Annotated in this window: 17 protein-coding genes and 1 riboswitch; of the genes, 8 read left to right on the plus strand and 9 right to left on the minus strand. The window is 70.7% G+C overall.

The features are described 5' to 3' along the window. The coding region (locus ABN028_RS13670) for a hypothetical protein (protein WP_349696862.1) at nt 1-746 on the plus strand (746 nt) is incomplete at its 5' end. Nucleotides 747-778: 32 nt separating this feature from the next. On the opposite strand, the gene ABN028_RS13675 is transcribed toward ABN028_RS13670, so the two are convergent. From ABN028_RS13675 to lpdA, 3 genes are all read right to left on the minus strand, one after another. After that, nucleotides 779-1,675, minus strand: coding sequence for a TIGR01777 family oxidoreductase (locus ABN028_RS13675; protein ID WP_349689354.1), 897 nt, complete (start codon nt 1,673-1,675; stop codon nt 779-781). Between the two features lie 63 nt (nt 1,676-1,738). Next, nucleotides 1,739-3,145 carry a 2-oxoglutarate dehydrogenase, E2 component, dihydrolipoamide succinyltransferase gene (gene sucB / locus ABN028_RS13680; RefSeq protein WP_349696943.1) on the minus strand — a complete coding sequence of 469 codons (1,407 nt, stop codon included), beginning with the start codon at nt 3,143-3,145 and terminating at the stop codon, nt 1,739-1,741. 103 nt (nt 3,146-3,248) lie between these two features. Then, nucleotides 3,249-4,637, minus strand: coding sequence for a dihydrolipoyl dehydrogenase (lpdA, locus tag ABN028_RS13685; protein WP_349327827.1), 1,389 nt, complete (start codon nt 4,635-4,637; stop codon nt 3,249-3,251). 290 nt (nt 4,638-4,927) lie between these two features. On the opposite strand from lpdA, the gene ABN028_RS13690 reads away from it, so the two are divergent. Then, nucleotides 4,928-5,302 (plus strand): hypothetical protein, encoded by a 375-nt coding sequence (locus tag ABN028_RS13690; protein ID WP_349327828.1) that lies wholly within the window; start codon nt 4,928-4,930, stop codon nt 5,300-5,302. 139 nt (nt 5,303-5,441) lie between these two features. Here ABN028_RS13690 and ABN028_RS13695 read toward each other — a convergent pair whose 3' ends face one another. Further along, nucleotides 5,442-6,974, minus strand: a complete 1,533-nt coding sequence (locus ABN028_RS13695) for a leucyl aminopeptidase (RefSeq protein WP_349696863.1) — start codon at nt 6,972-6,974, stop codon at nt 5,442-5,444. 147 nt (nt 6,975-7,121) lie between these two features. On the opposite strand from ABN028_RS13695, the gene gcvT reads away from it, so the two are divergent. Genes gcvT through ABN028_RS13710 form a run of 3 tightly spaced genes read left to right on the plus strand, consistent with a single transcriptional unit; the run spans nt 7,122 to nt 9,186 of the window. After that, nucleotides 7,122-8,213, plus strand: coding sequence for a glycine cleavage system aminomethyltransferase GcvT (gcvT, locus tag ABN028_RS13700; RefSeq protein ID WP_349327830.1), 1,092 nt, complete (start codon nt 7,122-7,124; stop codon nt 8,211-8,213). 60 nt (nt 8,214-8,273) lie between these two features. Beyond that, a complete protein-coding gene (locus ABN028_RS13705; RefSeq protein WP_349327831.1) occupies nt 8,274-8,555 on the plus strand; it encodes a helix-turn-helix domain-containing protein in 282 nt (93 codons plus the stop codon). A gap of 55 nt (nt 8,556-8,610) precedes the next feature. Continuing rightward, nucleotides 8,611-9,186, plus strand: coding sequence for an ATP-dependent Clp protease proteolytic subunit (locus ABN028_RS13710; RefSeq protein ID WP_349327832.1), 576 nt, complete (start codon nt 8,611-8,613; stop codon nt 9,184-9,186). Here the strand turns inward: ABN028_RS13710 and ABN028_RS13715 are convergent. From ABN028_RS13715 to ABN028_RS13730, 4 genes are read right to left on the minus strand one after another with little or no spacing between them, the layout of a single operon-like run. Further along, nucleotides 9,129-9,980 (minus strand): ECF transporter S component, encoded by an 852-nt coding sequence (locus ABN028_RS13715; protein WP_349696864.1) that lies wholly within the window; start codon nt 9,978-9,980, stop codon nt 9,129-9,131. The genes ABN028_RS13710 and ABN028_RS13715 overlap by 58 nt on opposite strands. Beyond that, nucleotides 9,977-11,695, minus strand: a complete 1,719-nt coding sequence (locus ABN028_RS13720) for an ABC transporter ATP-binding protein (RefSeq protein ID WP_349696865.1) — start codon at nt 11,693-11,695, stop codon at nt 9,977-9,979. The genes ABN028_RS13715 and ABN028_RS13720 overlap by 4 nt, the downstream gene beginning before the upstream one ends. Then, complete coding sequence (locus ABN028_RS13725) at nt 11,692-12,903, minus strand: energy-coupling factor transporter transmembrane component T family protein (protein ID WP_349696866.1); 1,212 nt, start codon at nt 12,901-12,903, stop codon at nt 11,692-11,694. The genes ABN028_RS13720 and ABN028_RS13725 overlap by 4 nt, the downstream gene beginning before the upstream one ends. An 11-nt stretch (nt 12,904-12,914) precedes the next feature. Continuing rightward, complete coding sequence (locus ABN028_RS13730) at nt 12,915-13,700, minus strand: SCO2322 family protein (protein WP_349327836.1); 786 nt, start codon at nt 13,698-13,700, stop codon at nt 12,915-12,917. A 151-nt stretch (nt 13,701-13,851) separates the two neighbouring features. Further along, nucleotides 13,852-14,040, minus strand: a riboswitch (cobalamin riboswitch). A 65-nt stretch (nt 14,041-14,105) separates the two neighbouring features. Here ABN028_RS13730 and ABN028_RS13735 point away from each other — a divergent pair. Continuing rightward, nucleotides 14,106-14,315 carry a hypothetical protein gene (locus ABN028_RS13735; RefSeq protein WP_349327837.1) on the plus strand — a complete coding sequence of 70 codons (210 nt, stop codon included), beginning with the start codon at nt 14,106-14,108 and terminating at the stop codon, nt 14,313-14,315. Between the two features lie 39 nt (nt 14,316-14,354). Here the strand turns inward: ABN028_RS13735 and ABN028_RS13740 are convergent, their stop codons facing one another. After that, the gene (locus ABN028_RS13740) at nt 14,355-14,942 is read right to left on the minus strand and encodes a DUF3043 domain-containing protein (protein WP_349327838.1); all 588 of its coding nucleotides are present in this window, start codon (nt 14,940-14,942) and stop codon (nt 14,355-14,357) included. A 368-nt stretch (nt 14,943-15,310) separates the two neighbouring features. On the opposite strand from ABN028_RS13740, the gene ABN028_RS13745 reads away from it, so the two are divergent. Together ABN028_RS13745 and pspAA are read left to right on the plus strand one after the other, a co-directional pair. Further along, complete coding sequence (locus ABN028_RS13745; protein ID WP_349327839.1) at nt 15,311-16,129, plus strand: PspA/IM30 family protein; 819 nt, start codon at nt 15,311-15,313, stop codon at nt 16,127-16,129. 3 nt (nt 16,130-16,132) lie between these two features. After that, nucleotides 16,133-16,411, plus strand: coding sequence for a PspA-associated protein PspAA (gene pspAA, locus ABN028_RS13750; protein ID WP_349327840.1), 279 nt, complete (start codon nt 16,133-16,135; stop codon nt 16,409-16,411). Nucleotides 16,412-16,505: the final 94 nt, after the last annotated feature.

Genomic DNA, 16,505 nt, shown 5'->3' on the forward strand with positions numbered 1-16,505 from the left:
GAGCCGCGATGGCGCCTGAGGCCGCGGCAGCGGACGACGTCGAGAAGGACGGTCGCCGGATCGGTCTGATCGTCGCGAGCGGGCTTTCGTTCCTTCTGCTTGCCGGTGCCGTGGTGGGCGGGATCGCCTGGGCGCAGCGAGCTCGCCCAGCCGATCCGGCTGCGGCCCGTGACGCCGGCATCGCGCGAGAAGGCACCGGAGCGGCGGCAGCCGCACCGGGTCGCGGCAAGGACACCCCGGACGGTGCCACCGGGCGTGGCCGTACGGATGACGGAGCCTCGGTCCCACCCCGACCGGAGAACTCACCCAAGGCCTCCCACGCACCCAAGCCGCCGGCCGCACCCGGCGGGTCGGGCAGCGGAGGCGAGGCCACCTGGCAGTCGATCCTGGCCGCGCTCGACCGCCAGCGCGCCGAGGCGTTCGCCGAGTCCGATCCCGCCCTGCTGGGCGAGGTCTACGCCACCGACTCCGACCTGCTCGCCAAGGACCGCGCCGAGATCGACAAGTGCGCCACGGCGGGTTGCCACATCGAAGGGCTGAGGTTCGACATCAAGCGCCTGCGGGTCGTGTCGTCCGGCGACGGTCAGGTGGTGCTCGAGGTGATGGACCAGCTTCAGGCCTACACCGTGGTGGCCGACTCGGGTGAGCGGACCGACCGGCCGGCCGGCGAGGTGACGACCCGACGGATCACGCTCGACAGGTCCAACGTCGGCGACTGGCGGATCGCCCGGATCGTCGCTCGCTGAAGATCGTCCTGCTGGCCGCGGGTCACTGCGGTTCAGGACCGATGCAGCGCGGCAGCGACCGCTGAGGCGACATCTGGCGCGGTGAAGGTGAAGCCAGCTTCGAGCAACCGACTGGGCAGGATCCGCAGGCCGTCCAGGAGTTCGATGGAGAACCCGCCGAGGACCGTACGCAGGACGAACGCAGGTACCGGCGCGGGGGTTGGCCGCTTCAGCGCCGCCCCGAGCGCCTGGGTGAACTCGGCGTTCGTGGGAGGTTCGGGCAACGTCAGGTTGTAGGCACCCTGACAGCCGGGGCGTTCGACGACGAAACGTACCGCGGCCAGCCAGTCGGTGAGGGAGATCATGCCCATGTACTGCTGGCCGGACCCCAGCCGTCCACCGAGCCCCAGCCGGAAGGGCGCGGCGATGAGCGGGAACGCTCCGCCGGAGCGGTCGACGACGACGCCGGTACGAAGGCGCACCACCCTGACGCCGGCGCGTTCCGCCGGGCTTGTCGCCTCCTCCCACTCGCGTACGACTCCCGCGAGGAACCCGCGTCCCGGCAGGGAGTCCTCGGTGAGCTCCTCGTCGCCCCGGCCCTCGCCGTAGTAGCGGATGGCGCTCTGCGCAACGAACACCGGCGGCTCGGGGAGGCCGGCCAGCACGTTTGCCAGGGTGCTGGTGGTGGTGATCCGGCTCGTGCGGATGGTCTGGCGGTAGGCGGCCGTCCACGGGATCCGGCCGATGTTGGCGCCGGCGAGGTTGACCACCGCATCGGCGTCGGCGAGCACCCCCGGATCGACCTGGTCGTGCGCGGGATCCCACTGGGACTCGTGCGGCGACTGGGGAGTGCGGCGCACGAGCCGGATCACGTCATGGCCGGCGCGGGCGAGGTCGGCGTGGAGCGCGCGCCCAAGAAACCCCGACGCGCCGGCGAGTACGTACCGCATGACGAACCAGTCCCCCCGTTGCCGAGCCGTGAGTGTCCGAACCGAGTCAGTCCTCGAGCGGACTCAGCTCCCGAACTCGGCGGCGACGCTGCCATCCTCCAGGCGCCGCTTGACCGCGCCCAGGAAGCGCGCCGCGTCGGCGCCGTCGATCAGCCGGTGGTCGTAGCTCAGGGCGAGGTAGACCATGTGCCGGATGGCGATCGTGTCGCCGAGCGGCGTGGTGACCACGACGGGGCGTTTGACCACTGTTCCCGTCCCGAGGATGGCGACCTGGGGCTGGAAGAAGATCGGCGTGTCGAACAGTGCACCGCGGCTGCCGGTGTTGGTGAGGGTGAACGTTCCGCCGGAGATCTCGTCGGGCGTGATCTTGTTGATGCGGGTGCGTTCGGCGAGGTCGGTGATCCGCCTGGCCAGCCCGGTGACGTTGAGGTCACCGGCGTCGTGGATGACCGGGACCATGAGGCCGCGGTCGGTGTCGACGGCGATGACAAGGTTCTCGGTGCCGTGATAGGTGACCTCGCCCTTGTCGACGTCGATGGTGGCGTTGAGCTTCGGATGTTCCTTGAGCGCTTCCAGAGTCGCCTTGGCGAAGAACGGCAGGAACGACAGCTTCACGCCCTCGCGTTGGGCGAACGTCCCCTTCACCCGGTCGCGCACCTTCGCGATCGCCGTGACGTCGACCTCGACGACCGTGGTGAGCTGGGCGGTGCTCTGGAGGGACTCGTGGACCCGCTGGGCAATGACCCGGCGGGCGCGGCTCAGCTTCTCCGTGGTCCCGCGGAGGGGGCTGGGTTGTGCGGGGACGGACGGAGCCGAGGGGGCAGCGCCAGGCAGCCCGGACGCGGCTTCAGCCTGCTGACTGGTGCGGATCGCCGCCTCCTCGCGGGCCTTCGCCGCGGCGAGGACGTCCTGCTTGCGAATCCGGCCACCGACGCCGGTGCCCTGGACGTTGGCCAGGTCGATCTGGTTCTCAGCGGCGAGCTTGCGGACGAGCGGCGTGACGTACTGGGTCGCCGCTCCGTCAGTGCCACCAGCCGCGGCTCCGCCTCCCGCAGGAGAAGGGGGCACCTGGGTCGGCGTAGCTCCGGCGGGCTCAGGCGCGGGTGCCGGAGCTGGCGTCGGCTCGGGCTCAGGAGTGGGAGGCGCTTCTGGGGGCGCCGGTGTTGGTGCGGCGTGGCGGGGGCGTGGTGCCGCCTGCTCGCCGGCGATGATGCCGAGCTCGGCGCCGACGGAGACGGTCTCGTCCTCGCCGACGGTGATCTGAGCCAGCGTGCCGGAGGCAGGTGCGGGGATCTCGGTGTCTACCTTGTCGGTGGAGACCTCGAGCAGTGGCTCGTCGGCCTGCACGGTGTCGCCTACCTGCTTGAGCCACCGCGTCACGGTTCCCTCGGTGACGCTCTCGCCGAGGGCGGGGAGAGTGACGGAGACCGGCATCGTTGCTCCTTGTCCTGGATGTTCGAAGTCTGGGATGTCCGAAGTCTGGGATGTCCGAAGTCTGGCGTGTGCTGAGTCTGACGTGTCCTACACCCGGGGCGGCCGCGAATCCTGAGGGGCGAACGGTGGACCCGGCCGGTCAGCTGTGGCTGTGCAGCGGTTTGCCGGCGAGGGCCATGTGAGCCTCACCGATCGCTTCACTCTGCGTGGGGTGCATGTGCACGAGCTGGGCGACCTCCTCGGGGAACGCCTCCCAGTTGTAGATGAGCTGCGCCTCGGAGACGAGCTCGCCGACCCGTGCACCCACCATGTGGATGCCGACGACCGGACCGTCCTTGGCCCGGATCACCTTGACGAACCCGCGCGTACGAAGGATCTGGCTCTTGGGGTTGCCCGCCAGGTCGTAGGTGAAGGTCGTGATGCCGTCGGCGCCGTACTTCTCCGCGGCCGCCGCTTCGTTGAGCCCCATCGAGGCGACCTCGGGATCGCAGTAGGTGACCCGGGGGATGCCTGTCTCGTCGATGACGGCGGGCTCGAGGCCGGCGATGTCCTCGGCGATGAAGATGCCCTGCTGGAAGCCGCGGTGGGCGAGTTGGTAGCCGGGCACGATGTCGCCGGCCGCGCGGACGCCGGGGACGTTCGTACGAAGACGTTCGTCGGTGAGGACGAAGCCGCGGTCCATGGCGATGCCGACGTCCTCGTAGCCGATGCCCGCGGTGGTCGGGCCGCGCCCGACGGACACAAGGAGGAGGTCGGCTTCGTAGGACTCACCGGACTCGACGGTCAGGCGTACGCCGGAGTCCGTGCGTTCGACGGCCTTGTACGAGGTGTTGGTCTTGGTCGTGATCCCGCGCCGCCGGAAGGCCCGCTCGACCATCTGGGAGGAGGCTTCGTCCTCGAGCGCGATCAGCCGTGGCAGTGCCTCGATGATCGTGACCTCTGCGCCGAAGGACCGCCACACACTGGCGAACTCGACCCCGATCACGCCACCGCCGAGGACGATGACCGATTTCGGCACGTCGTCGAGGAGGAGGGCGTGCTCACTGGTGATGACACGTTCGCCGTCGATGTCGAGGCCGGGCAGTGTCTTGGAGTACGAACCGGTGGACAGCAGGATGTTCGTCGCGGTGTAGCGGGTGCCGTTGACCTCGACCGCGTCTCGCGCGACGAGCCGGCCCTCGCCTTCGATGACGGTGACGCCGGCCGACTTGAGCAGGCCGGTGACGCCCCGGAAGGCGCGGTTGACTACGCCGTCCTTGTACTTGTTGACACCGGCCATGTCGACGCCTTCGAACGTCGACAGGATGCCGAAGTCGCCGCCGTCGCGCGCGTTGTCCGCGACTTCGGCGGCGTGCAGAAGTGCCTTGGTCGGGATGCAGCCCCGGTGCAGGCAGGTGCCACCCAGTTTGTCCCGCTCGATGAGGGCGACGTTCAGGTCGAGCTCGGCTGCGCGTAGCGCGCATGCGTACCCACCGCTGCCTCCACCGAGGATCACAAGGTCGAAAGCGGTGCCGGCGTTGTCCGCCACGGGGTCCTCCGCGTGCGTTGATCGAGAACGTGGTGTCGACGATCTCGTGACCTTCCACCTCGCCGGGGCCAATCCACCTCGTCGAGCAGGGGGCACGCGACCGTCACGTCACAGTCATCCTTGCACTCCCGCCGCGATACCTGCCAAACGGTCCGCCTCGGCGGGGCCGGGATGGGCCGAGAGGGCCAAGCTCGTTATGCGTCCACGCGGAACCTACGCGACACTTGAGCCGTTCGGCGGACGAACGAATGTCGTGATTTCTCGTGCCCGTGGACGTAGGAGGTCGGCAGATGCTGCGGTGGTTCCGGCGGCGCCCCCGCAAGGGTCGCTCGGGCGGCGGATCGGGCGCCGGCCGGCGCGGTTGGTCGGCCGAGGACAAGACCCATCTGGAGACCTTCGCGCGCACGCGGCGAGGGGTCGAGGGCTTCGTCGAGCCGCGGACGGCCGTGACCGACATGACCCTGCTGCTGGTCGCGTCGGACGGCGAGTGGACCCGGAGGCGGGTCCCGGACGCGGCATTCGCCCACGAGTTCGCCAACAAGCTCGGCGTCCCCAGCTACGACGCGCAGGTGGTCGGCTACCCGCAGCGCATGCGGGACTGGACCAGCCGCCAGGCGGCCGCACAGAAGGACATTCTGGGCAAGGCCGGCGAAGCCAGCACGTGAGGAAAATCATTCCCACGGCCCCCGGCGGGACCAACGCGACCCGGAGTACGGCAACCGCGAGGTACCGAGGCGCCGGCACGGGCTCTACGCCGAGCTGTACGACCTGCGGGCCTGTGCCTACCGGTGAGGCAGACGTGCCCTACAACTCGCCCTCGGCAGCTGCTTCGGCGATCCCGATCAGGGTGCGGACGGCCGATCCGGTGCCGCCGCTCGGTGTGTAGCCGAACGGACCGCCCTCGTTGAACGATGGACCGGCGATGTCGAGGTGCGCCCACGAGACTCCGTCGGCGACGAACTCCTGCAGAAACGCCCCTGCCACGAGAGCGCCGCCGAGCCGCTGGGTGGCGATGTTGGCGAGGTCGGCCACCTTGGAGTCGAGACGTTCGCGGGTGCCTTCCGGGATCGGCAACGGCCAACCGTCCTCACCGGCGCGGTTCGCGATGGACCGGATGGTCGTCGCCAGGTCGTCGTCGTTGGCCAGGATCCCGAACGTCCGGGCGCCCAGCGCGACCATGCACGCACCCGTAAGGGTGGCGACGTCGACGATGAGGTCGGGCTTGTCCTCGCCGGCCCGGACGATCGCGTCGGCCAACACCAGCCGGCCCTCCGCGTCGGTGTTGAGCACCTCGACGGTCTTGCCGCCGTACATCGTCAGGACGTCGGACGGCCGCTGCGCCGAACCCGACGGCATGTTCTCGGCCATCGGTGCGTATGCCGTCACCGCCACCGGCAGTCCCAACTCGGCGATCGCGGTGGTCGCGGCGAGGACCGCGGCGGCACCGCCCATGTCGCACTTCATCGTGACCATGCTGTCGGCGGGCTTGAGTGAGATGCCGCCGGTGTCGAACGTGATTCCCTTGCCCACGAGGGCCAGGTGCTTCTTGGCGCGCGCCGGACGGTAGGCCAGCCGCACCAGCCGTGGCGGCCGCTCCGAGCCCTGGCCGACGCCGATGATCCCGCCGTAGCCACCGGTCGCGAGGGCCTTCTTGTCGAGCACCTCGACGGCGAGCTTCGCCTTCTTGGCCTCGGCCTTCGCCTGGTCGGCGAACGCCGCGGGGTAGAGGTCCGACGGTGCGGCATTGACCCAGTCGCGGGTGAGGTTGACCGCGCGCGCCACGGCCTGGGCGCGTGTCAAGGCGTTCTTGACGGCCTTGTCGCGGGACTTGTCGGTGAGGACGGTCAGGTTCGAGATCGGCTTGGGGCGGTCACCGTTGTGTGCCGAGCGGTAGCGCTCGTAGGAGTACGCACCCAGAAGGGCGCCCTCGGCGACGGCACCGATATCGGCCGCGTCGTCGGCCGTAAGAGCGAAGGCGACCGTGCCGGCCTTGCCGGTCAGCCGGCGGACGGCGGCACCCGCCGCCCTCCGGAGCGCCTCGAGAGTGGCCGCCTCCTTGCCGTTCTTGACTTTGCCGAGGCCGACCGCGGCGATCACTGGTGCGGCGACGGCGCCACCGGAGGGCACGAGGGTGACCTCATCGGCCTTGCCCTTGGCGCCGAGGGTCTGCAGCGTCCGGACGAGGGTCCCGCCGAGGGCTCCGTCGATCTCGCCCGCCCCAGGCGCGAGCGTGAGGCCGCTCCCGTCGGCTGGTACGACACCGATGACCACAGCGTCTGCCTTGACCGTCGCAGCTGAAGCTTTGCGAACGGAGATGGTCGGGTTCGAGGCGCTCACGCTTGATCGTCTCCTCGTCGGTCGGAGCGGCGGGTGTGCTGGGGTGCGGCTGGATTTCGGGCTCGCGCGGATGCTACGCCGTCGGGGCACGGGGCCGCGCGGATGGTACGCCTCGGCGGCGTACGGCCAGCAGATAGGTTCGCGGACATGATGCGTTCGCCACTTCACGACCGGCACCTCGCGCTGGGTGCGAAGCTCGCTCCGTTCGGTGGTTGGGAGATGCCGCTCGAGTATCCCGGTGGCGGCGTTCTCGCCGAACACCGGGCGGTCCGCACCGGCGTCGGTGTCTTCGACGTGAGCCACCTGGGCAAGGCGCGCCTGCACGGCCCCGGCGCGGCGGCCTACGTCGACGCCACCCTGACCAACGCACTCGACAAGATCGCGCCCGGGCAGGCGCAGTACACGCTCTGTTGCGACGACGCGACCGGCGGCATCGTGGACGACCTGATCGCCTACTTCGTCGGGCCGGAGGAGATGTTCCTCGTCCCCAACGCCGCGAACACCGCGGAGGTCGTACGCCGGCTCGCGGCCGAGGCGCCGTCTCGGGTCGAGGTGACCGACCTGCACGAGGCGTACGCCGTCCTCGCCGTCCAGGGCCCGCGCAGCGACGACCTGCTGGCAGCGGCGGGGCTGCCGGCGGGTCATGCGTACATGTCGTTCGTCGAGGCGCCCTGGCGCGGCACCACGCTGACCGTGGCGCGCACGGGCTACACCGGGGAGCGCGGCTACGAGTTGGTGATCCCCGTTGACGCGGCGGGGACGGTGTGGGACGCGTTGTTCGAGGCTGGTCCGGCCCTCGACGTGATGCCGTGCGGGCTTGGTGCCCGCGACACGCTGCGGACCGAGATGGGCTACCCGCTGCACGGTCAGGACATCTCGCTCGACGTCACGCCGGTACAGGCGCGCCTCGGTTGGGCGGTGGGCTGGAAGAAGCCGGCGTTCTGGGGGAGGGCGGTGCTGTCGGAGGAGCGCGCGGCCGGTCCGGCGCGGCGGCTGCGCGGTCTCGAAGCACAGGGCAGGGGGATCCCGAGGCCGGGCATGTCGGTGGTCGACGAGGCCGGCGAGCCGCTCGGTGCGGTGACGAGTGGGACGTTCTCCCCGACCCGACGGGTCGGTGTCGGCCTGGCGCTGCTGGCTTCCGGAGTGGAGGATGGCGCCGAGGTCGCGGTGGACGTCAGAGGCCGCCGTGAGCCTTTCGTCGTCCGCCGCCCACCCTTCGTGGACACTTCTCTTCGTTGACACCGCGCCCACGGCGTAACCACCTCCCGGTCATCTCATTTTCGAGATAGCGTCGCAGGTATGGGAGCGGAGGACCAGGACAACCTGCCGGTGATGCCGGGCTTTCGGGAGATGGCCGTCAGGCGTCGCCGGCTCGCCACGGAACTGGTCGAACTCCGCAAACGGTCCGGGCTCTCCCAGACCCAGGTGGCCGCGCGGATGGGCACGTCGCAGTCCGCCGTCGCCCGGATCGAGGCCGGCGCCGTGGACGTCCGGCTGTCGACCTTGGAGCGGTACGCATCCGCGGTGGGCCGCCAGGTCGAAGTCCGGCTCGCCACCGGCGTACGCCCACCAAGGAAGTAGGAGGGGGCATCCGGACGTGGCACCTGAGGATGCGGCAAGCGACAGGGAGAGACGCATGGCAGACGACCGCGTGATGACGTTCGACACGTACATCCAGGAGCAGCTCTTCGAACGCCGGGTCGTTCTCGCGCAGGGCTTCCTCGACGACCAGCTCGCCACCCGGACCGCCGCCCAGCTGCTCACTCTGGAGGCCCTTGCCGACCAGCCGATCCGGCTCCACCTCGGCTGTCGCGGCGGCGAGTTGGGGGCGGTGCTCAGCATGGTCGACACGATCCACATGCTGGGCGTCGATCTCACGGCCGTCGCGGTCGGCGAGGTGAGCGGCGTCGCTGTCGCCGCCTTCGCCGCCGCGCCCATGCGGCTCGCCTACCCGCACGCACGCTTCGCCCTCGACGAGCCGAAGTCGCCCGAGATCAGCGGTACCGCGTCCGAGGTCGACACGTACGCCCGCGAGCACCTCCGCATGCGCGACGCAGTGATCGAGCTTCTCGCCGCCGCGACCGGACGCCAGGCCGACGCGATCGCTACGGACCTGCGTAAGGGCCGGTTCCTCACAGCGGAGGAGGCCGTCGGCTACGGACTCGTCAACCGGCTGGTGGGTCCGGGCGAGCGGGAGGCGTCCGCGCCCTGAACAGGCCCACCCGGGTCGGGCGAGGGTGGCCGGTCCCAGGCCGCCCGGCGGGCGGCACGGCGCAGAGTCGCGAGGACCGGACGTCCCGCGAGGAGCACCAACGCGGCGTTGACGAGGGCGCGTACGCCGTCCCAGCCGAACGACGTCGTGACGTAGAACGCCGCATAGTGTCCGACGTTCGCGAGGGCGGAGTCGCCTGGTGCGTACGCCATCCCGACCGGCAGCGAGCTGGAGAACGGCCAGAACGACAGGTTCAGCAGCGCGCCATACGCGAAGCCCGCCACCCCCGCGTAGCCCGCGAGCAGCCACCGCTCGACCCGGCCGGACGCCCGTGGCAGAAGGCCGGCGAACAGCCCCACCCACGCGAGCCCCACCATCTGGAACGGCATCCACGGCCCGACACCCCCGGTCGCGAGCGCGCTGGCGAGCAGCATCACCGAGCCAAGCGCGAAGCCGAAGCCGGCGCCGAAGACCCGGCCCGCGACGACCAGCAGGAACAGCGTCGGCTCGAACCCGCCCGTACCCGGGCTGAGCGCCCGCAGGGCGACGCCGGCAGCCGCCAGCACCCCGAGCATCGCGATCGCCTTGGCGTCCATGCCGCCGTCGGCGAGTTCGGCGAGGACGACAGCCACGACGAGGGGGAGGAGCAGGACGAAGAGGTACGTCGCGGCAACGGAGTCCCCGCTCGCCGTACTCCCGACGTCGGCCAGGAACGGCCAGCCGAACCCCGCCGCACCGACGAGCGTCGCCAGGACCAGCGCGACGAGCGACCGCGCACGAAGTGCGCGCGTCACGACGCCGGCTCGAGCGAGGCGGCCACCTGCCCGACGGTGAGCCACGGCAACGGACGCAGGATCTTCGCCACCTGCGGCGCGAAGGTCGGCGACGCCGCCACCACGTGTGCGACGGGGCCGTCCGCGACGATCTCCCCGTCGGCGAGGACCACCACCCTCGTGGCGATCTCGGCGACCAGCTCGACGTCATGCGTCGCGACGACGATCCCGTGGGCGATCCCACGGCCTCCGCCCGCGAGCTCGCGCAGGATCCCGGCCAGGCGTCCCTTCGCGAGGTAGTCCAGGCCACGGGTGGGTTCGTCGAGCAGCAGCAAGGGCGGTTCGGCGGTGAGGACGACGGCCAGCGCCAGACAGAGCCGCTGCCCTTCGGACAGGTCTCGGGGATGCCGATCGGAGGGTACGCCTGGAGCCAACCGGCCGAGGATGGCCGCGCACCGACCTGCCGGGGCCCCGAAGTCGGCGTCGGCCTGCCGGCACTCCTGCGCCACTGTCTCGGCGTACAGCAGCGCACCAGGCTCCTGCGGCACGAGACCGGCGGCCTTCGCGATGACGGCGGGCCTGGCGCCGGTCGGGTCGAGGTCGCCTAGCCGGACCGTGCCGCCTGCCGGCTTCGTGAGTCCCACCAGGGCATTGAGAAGGGACGACTTGCCCGCGCCGTTCCGCCCCATCAGGGCGATGACCTCACCCGGTGCGACGTCAAGGTCGATGTCGTGCAGCGCCGGCCGGGTCGCAGCCCGCCGTGGTCCGTAGCGCACGAGCAGGTGGCGTACGGACGCGACCGGGCGTGCGCCGGGGCCGGGCGTACTGTCAACGCTGCCTTGCGCACCCGCTGGCGCCGGAGTTGGCGGCGCCGATCGCGGGGTCGATGGCGGGGTCGATGGCGGGGTCGGCGGTGCGACGGTGGCGAGCCGCTCCCGCAACGGCCCGGCCAACGCGCGCGCGTCGCGCACCGTCAACGGCAGCGGGTCCCAGCCGGCGAGCCGGCCGAGTTCCACGACCGGTGGCGCCACCGTCGAGTCGGCCATGACGGCTGCCGGCGGTCCCACCGCGAGCGCCTGGCCGTCACCGGGCACGAGGACGATCCGGTCGGCGTACTGCACGACTCGTTCCAGCCGATGTTCGGCGAGGACCACCGTGACGCCGAGGTCGTGGACGAGCCGGTGCAATGCGGCGAGTACGTCCTCGGCGGCCGCCGGGTCGAGAGCGGAGGTGGGCTCGTCCAGCACGAGTACCCGCGGATGGCTGGTGAGGACGGAGCCGATCGCGACCCGCTGCTGTTGACCACCGGAGAGCGTGGCGATGGGCCGGGACCGTACGCCGGTGAGTCCGAGCAGGTCCAGCGTCTCCTCCACCCGGGTACGCATGACGTCGGGTGCCAGGGCCAGCGACTCCATGCCGTAGGCCAGTTCGTCCTCGACGGTGTCGGTGACGAACCCGGCCAACGGGTCCTGACCAACCACGCCCACGACGTCGGCGAGGTCTCGCGGATGGTGCGTACGGGTCTCGCGCCCGTCGACGACCACGCGGCCGCCCAGCGTGCCGCCGGTGAAGTGGGGGACCAGTCCGTTGATGGCGCGCAGCAGGGTGGTCTTGCCACTGCCGGTCTGGCCGACGACAAGGCACAGTTCGCCTTCGGCGATCTCGAACGTCACGTCGCGCAGGACCGGGCTCGCGCTCCCCGGGTAGCGCATCGACACCGACTCGAACCGGATCATGACGCTTGCACCTTCCCCCGTCGGTCGCCCGCCCGCTGGTCGTCTGCCTGTTTGTCGCCCGCCCGCTGGTCGTCTGTGTGTTCGTCGTCCGCCTGCTGGCCGGCGGGCGCCTCGTCGCTCACCGGTAGGGGAGGTGGAGCCAACCACGCGGGCAGGAGGCCGAGGAGCGCGGCCACGGTGGGGATCATCGGCAGCTCGGGCACCGTGAGCGGCACGGTACTGGCGACGAGGTCGCCGCCCCCCGCGACGGATGCCCACAAGAAGCCAGCGGCGACGGCAACGCCGCTGGCGGTGACCAGCCATTCCGGCAGGGCCCACGGATCTGGCCGGTACCTCGTCCGGACCGTGCGCCGGCCACCGAGCATCAACCCGGCGCACGCGGTGACGAGCCCCGCGCCGAGAGCGGGCAGGGCGAGGGTTCGGGTGGCACCGGCGTCGAGGAGCCCGTAGACGCCGACGCAGATACCCATCAGGCCCCCGAGGACGAGGCCGGAGGTGAGCAGGCGGGCCCGCCGGGTCACGTTGCCGAGCCGGCCGTATCCCCGTGAGTCCATCGCCGCCGCCAGCGCGAGGGAGCGTTCCAAAGCTCCCTCCAGGACGGGTACGGCGGTGGCACGGACCGAGCGCAGGCCACGGTCCGGCTGGCCGCGCAGCCGGCGGGCCGCCCGCGCCCGCGCCGCGTCGGCGACGAGCTGAGGTGCGAACGTCATGGCGACCACGACCGCGACACCCAGCTCATAGAGCGCTCCAGGCACGTGCGTGAGCAGGCGCTTGGGGTTGGCGAGCGCGTTCGCCGCCCCGACGCAGCCGAGTATCGCGGCGAGCCGCAATCCGTCGTACACCGCCGATGCCAGCGCCTCCGCGGTGACCTGGCCGCCGATCCGGATGCCGTCGACCCACTCCGGCAGGGGCAGCTCGGGCAGGGTGAAGAGGACCGTCCGGCCGGCGACGGCGGCGCCGAACACCGCCTGGAACACGACGCGGATCACGATGACCGCCAACCCGAGCTTGAGAAACGCCGCATAGGAGTTGGCCCACGGCGCGGTCGATCGCCTGGCCGCCACGACGTAACCCGCAACCGCCAGCAGCAAGGCGAGCAGCAGCGGGTTCGTCGTCCGGCTGGCGGCGGTGGCGAGCCCGAGCGCCCACAGCCACCACGCGCCCGGGTGCAGGTTCCGGGCGAAGGAGGGGCGATGGGCTGCACGCACGGGTCGGCCCGTCAGCCCGCCGAGCCGGCGTCGGCGTTGCGCTGACGCCGGATCATGAACCCACCGACAATCAGCACGACCACGACCGCGACGGCTGCCACCGGCAGGACTGGGAACCCATCCGACTCGGCGTCCGCGCTCGCGGCGGTTTCTGAAGACTCAGCTGGGCTGGAGTCCCCGGCGGGAGCGGCTGCCGCGGGCAGCGCGAGAGAGACGCTCGGCTCGGGCGTGGGGAACTCCGGCACCGAGTCGACGGCGTCGCCGCACCCGGTTGCTGGGAAGTCGTCGATGGCGCAGACCAGCCCTTTCTGCTCGCGTACCTCACCGATGGCGGCGAGCACCTGCGCGGAACTGGCTTTCGCGTCGACCACCGCGCATGCACCGCGGGCGTCCGGTGGCTCCGGCTCGCCCTCGGCCTCGCCGGCGAGGCCGTAGTCGACGACGACGGCAACGCGCTTCTTGCCTGTCTCGGCTGGTGTCGACCCGCAGATCTGATCGAAGTCTCCGGCGGCCCGCGGCAGGCGCGGCGGTGTCTTCTCGCCCGAGACGGCGAGCCGCCATCCCTCTACGGCACCGTCCTTCGGGGTGACGCCGGAAGGGCCGGACTTTGCCAGTGCCCAGGCGTCGTCCTGCCACTGGTAGAAGCCCCAGAAGCGGTACGCATCCGCGTGGGCGGTGCCGGTGCCAGCGGCGAGTACGGCCGCGAGTACAGCGGCACAGAGTACGACGAAGAACGGAACGGCCAGCGTGGCGTACAGCAGGCCGGCGCGACGACGGCGGCGGATCTCGGACCGCATCGATGTCCTCTCACGGTGTTCGGTCACGGTCGATGCGGGAACCGGACCACACACGAGAGATGCCCCCGGCAACGCAGGCGGCGTACGCCTGGAGCCGAGGGCGGGCTCGGGTGTCTGACCCGGGCTCCGCCCGCAGACCTCGACGGGTGGTGTGGAGCCGGCCGCCATGGTCAGGTGCTCCGGCTTGCCGCGGGCGCCTGGTGTCGAACCCCTGGATCGAGCCAGTGGATCGAGCGACCTGGCACGCGGCCTACGGTTGCGGGTCAGCGCCGGACTCGGACCGGCTTCCCCTGCTGGTGGTGGCCTTTTCGACCACAACCCCATGGCGGTAGTGCTGGACGGACGGTCTCACGCCCGCACCCGGAAGTCAAAGGAGGGTGGGGGCCTCCACTAGGCTCACCTGCCATGACGTGGACGTGGCGGCTCGAGGACGCCGAGGGCAACCCTGTGGACGCTGGCGAGTTGGCGCGCAGCGAATTCCCTTCGCAGAGCGACGCGGAGAGCTGGGTCGGTGAGTGCTGGCGTGATCTCGTCGCCGTGGGCGTCGACCAGGTGGTGCTGCTCGAGTCGGGGCGCGAGGTCTACGGGCCGATGAGCCTGCATCCCGCCGACTAGCTCGCACCACCTCGCCGGACGCGTCGGTCGCGGCGTCGTTCAGATCGTCTCGCCGGGCTTCACGAGCGGCTTGGGCATGCGGAGCCGGCGGATCTGGGTGGCCCGCATGACGCCGTAGGCGACGGCACCCCGGTGACTCTCGTCCGGGAAGCGTTCGCGCAACTGCCGCTTCAGCCGGCGTCCCATGAAGATCAGGTCGATCGGTACGACGATGATCGCGACCAGCCACAGGTAGGTGGCGACGATCTGTACCTGCGGCATGGGGATCGTCATGACGATGAAGATCACCAGGAAGTAGGGCAGGAGATACTCCGCGGGAGTACGCCTGGAGTCGACGAAGTCGCGGCAGAACCTCTTCACCGGGCCCTTGTCGCGTGCCGGGAGGTAGCGGTCGTCGCCGGTCACCATCGCCTGCTGGACCTTCGCCCGCTCGGCGCGGGCCTTCTCCCGCTGCTGGCGGATGGCTTCCTTGCGGTCACGCGGTGCCGACACGCGTGCCTTGCGTGCCTGTTCGGCATCGCGGCGCTTGGGGGTGGGCCGACCCTTGCTGCCCGGTCGAGCAGGAGCGGTCTCGGCGGCAGCCTCGGACGGCGGCGGCGCCTCTTCGGTCGTACGGCGTCGGAACACGATCGACAGGGTATCGGCTCGACCACGCTCACCGGCCGCGGAGGCCGCTGAGCGCCACCCGCGCATCCTGTCGTGGACACCGGGCGCACCGCGCCGGTGGATTCCGGGCCGTTACGGGCGACACCGGACGAATTCGGCTTCCAGGGCTTCGCCCATCGCCAGCGTGGCGTAGGTGAAGACGGGGCATGCAGCTACGAAGGTGCGTTCTCGCCGCCCGACCTGGGCACGCGTGGTAACTGCGGGGCGGGCGGGGTCGCTCTTGTTCGCTTCGCGGGCATAGGGTGATCGCAGGCAAACTGCTGTCCGGTGCCGCCGTGGCGCCCGACTTATGACGACCGGCCTGGAGACGAAGGGGGCGGCCGACCTCGATGGGTATCCTCAACCGCTTCGCGATGATCTTCCGCGCGAAGGCCAACAAGGCGTTGGACCGCGCTGAAGATCCGCGCGAGACCCTTGACTACTCGTACCAGAAACAGCTGGAGATGCTCCAGAAGGTCCGGCGCGGAGTCGCCGACGTCGCCACCAGCCGGAAGCGTCTCGAACTGCAGATGAACCAGTTGCAGCAGCAGTCCGGCAAGCTCAAGGACCAGGCGCAGAAGGCGCTCGGCATGGGCCGGGAGGACCTCGCCCGCGAGGCGCTGACCCGGCGGTCCGGTATCGAGCAGCAGCTCACGGATCTCAGCACCCAGCACGCGACCCTGCAGGGCGAGGAGGAGAAGCTCACGCTCGCCGCCCAGCGCCTGCAGGCCAAGGTGGAGGCCTTCCGCACCAAGAAGGAGACCATCAAGGCGACCTACACCGCCGCCGAGGCGCAGACCAGGGTCGGCGAGGCGTTCACCGGCATCTCCGAGGAGATGGGCGACGTCGGCATGGCCGTGCAGCGTGCCGAGGACAAGACGGCCGAGCTCCAGGCACGTTCCGGCGCCATCGACGAGTTGCTCGCCTCGGGTGCGCTCGACGACGTGACCGGCACGGGCAAGGACGACATTTCGCTCGAGCTCGAACGCATGGCGTCCGGCAACGACGTCGAGAGCGAGCTCGCGGCGATGAAGGCACAGATCGGTGGCGGCAGCGCCGAGGCCCCCAAGCAGATCGAGGGCCAGGCCGCCGAGGGCGATCAGGCCGCGTCTCCGGCCAGCCCGAAGTCCCAGGCGGCGCCGGAACAGCCACAGAGGCAAGGTGAGTGAATCGTGATCGTCCGCATTCTCGGAGAGGGGCAGGTCAAGGTCGCCGACAAGCACCTTCAAGCCCTCAACGAGCTCGACAGCAGGCTCGAGTCTGCGGTCAACGCTGGCGACGAGGCGGCCTTCCGGGCGGCGCTGCAGGCGCTGCTGGAAAAGGTTCGCGCGGTCGGGACCAAGCTCCCTGACGACTCGCTGGAAGATTCCGACCTCTTCCTCCCGCCGGAGGACGCCACGGTCGACGAGGTCAAGGAACTCCTCGGCGAGGAAGGTCTCATCCCCGGATAGTGGAACTCGAGAAGACCGCCATGACGGTGGTCGAACTCATCCGCCTCATCCGCCGCGCCCGTGACGGGTGCGGCGGATGCTGCCGAGCGAAGCT

Source organism: Actinopolymorpha sp. B17G11 (assembly GCF_040196095.1).
Classification (GTDB): Bacteria; Actinomycetota; Actinomycetes; order Propionibacteriales; family Actinopolymorphaceae; genus Thermasporomyces.

Excerpts from the sequence above, each read along its gene's own strand:
- ABN028_RS13675 (WP_349689354.1), bottom strand. The coding sequence starts at position 1,675 with ATGCGGTACGTACTCGCCGGCGCGTCGGGGTTTCTTGGGCGCGCGCTC.
- ABN028_RS13690 (WP_349327828.1), top strand. The coding sequence starts at position 4,928 with ATGCTGCGGTGGTTCCGGCGGCGCCCCCGCAAGGGTCGCTCGGGCGGC.
- gcvT (WP_349327830.1), top strand. The coding sequence starts at position 7,122 with ATGATGCGTTCGCCACTTCACGACCGGCACCTCGCGCTGGGTGCGAAG.
- ABN028_RS13705 (WP_349327831.1), top strand. The coding sequence starts at position 8,274 with ATGGGAGCGGAGGACCAGGACAACCTGCCGGTGATGCCGGGCTTTCGG.
- ABN028_RS13710 (WP_349327832.1), top strand. The coding sequence starts at position 8,611 with ATGGCAGACGACCGCGTGATGACGTTCGACACGTACATCCAGGAGCAG.
- ABN028_RS13720 (WP_349696865.1), bottom strand. The coding sequence starts at position 11,695 with ATGATCCGGTTCGAGTCGGTGTCGATGCGCTACCCGGGGAGCGCGAGC.
- ABN028_RS13730 (WP_349327836.1), bottom strand. The coding sequence starts at position 13,700 with ATGCGGTCCGAGATCCGCCGCCGTCGTCGCGCCGGCCTGCTGTACGCC.
- ABN028_RS13735 (WP_349327837.1), top strand. The coding sequence starts at position 14,106 with ATGACGTGGACGTGGCGGCTCGAGGACGCCGAGGGCAACCCTGTGGAC.
- ABN028_RS13745 (WP_349327839.1), top strand. The coding sequence starts at position 15,311 with ATGGGTATCCTCAACCGCTTCGCGATGATCTTCCGCGCGAAGGCCAAC.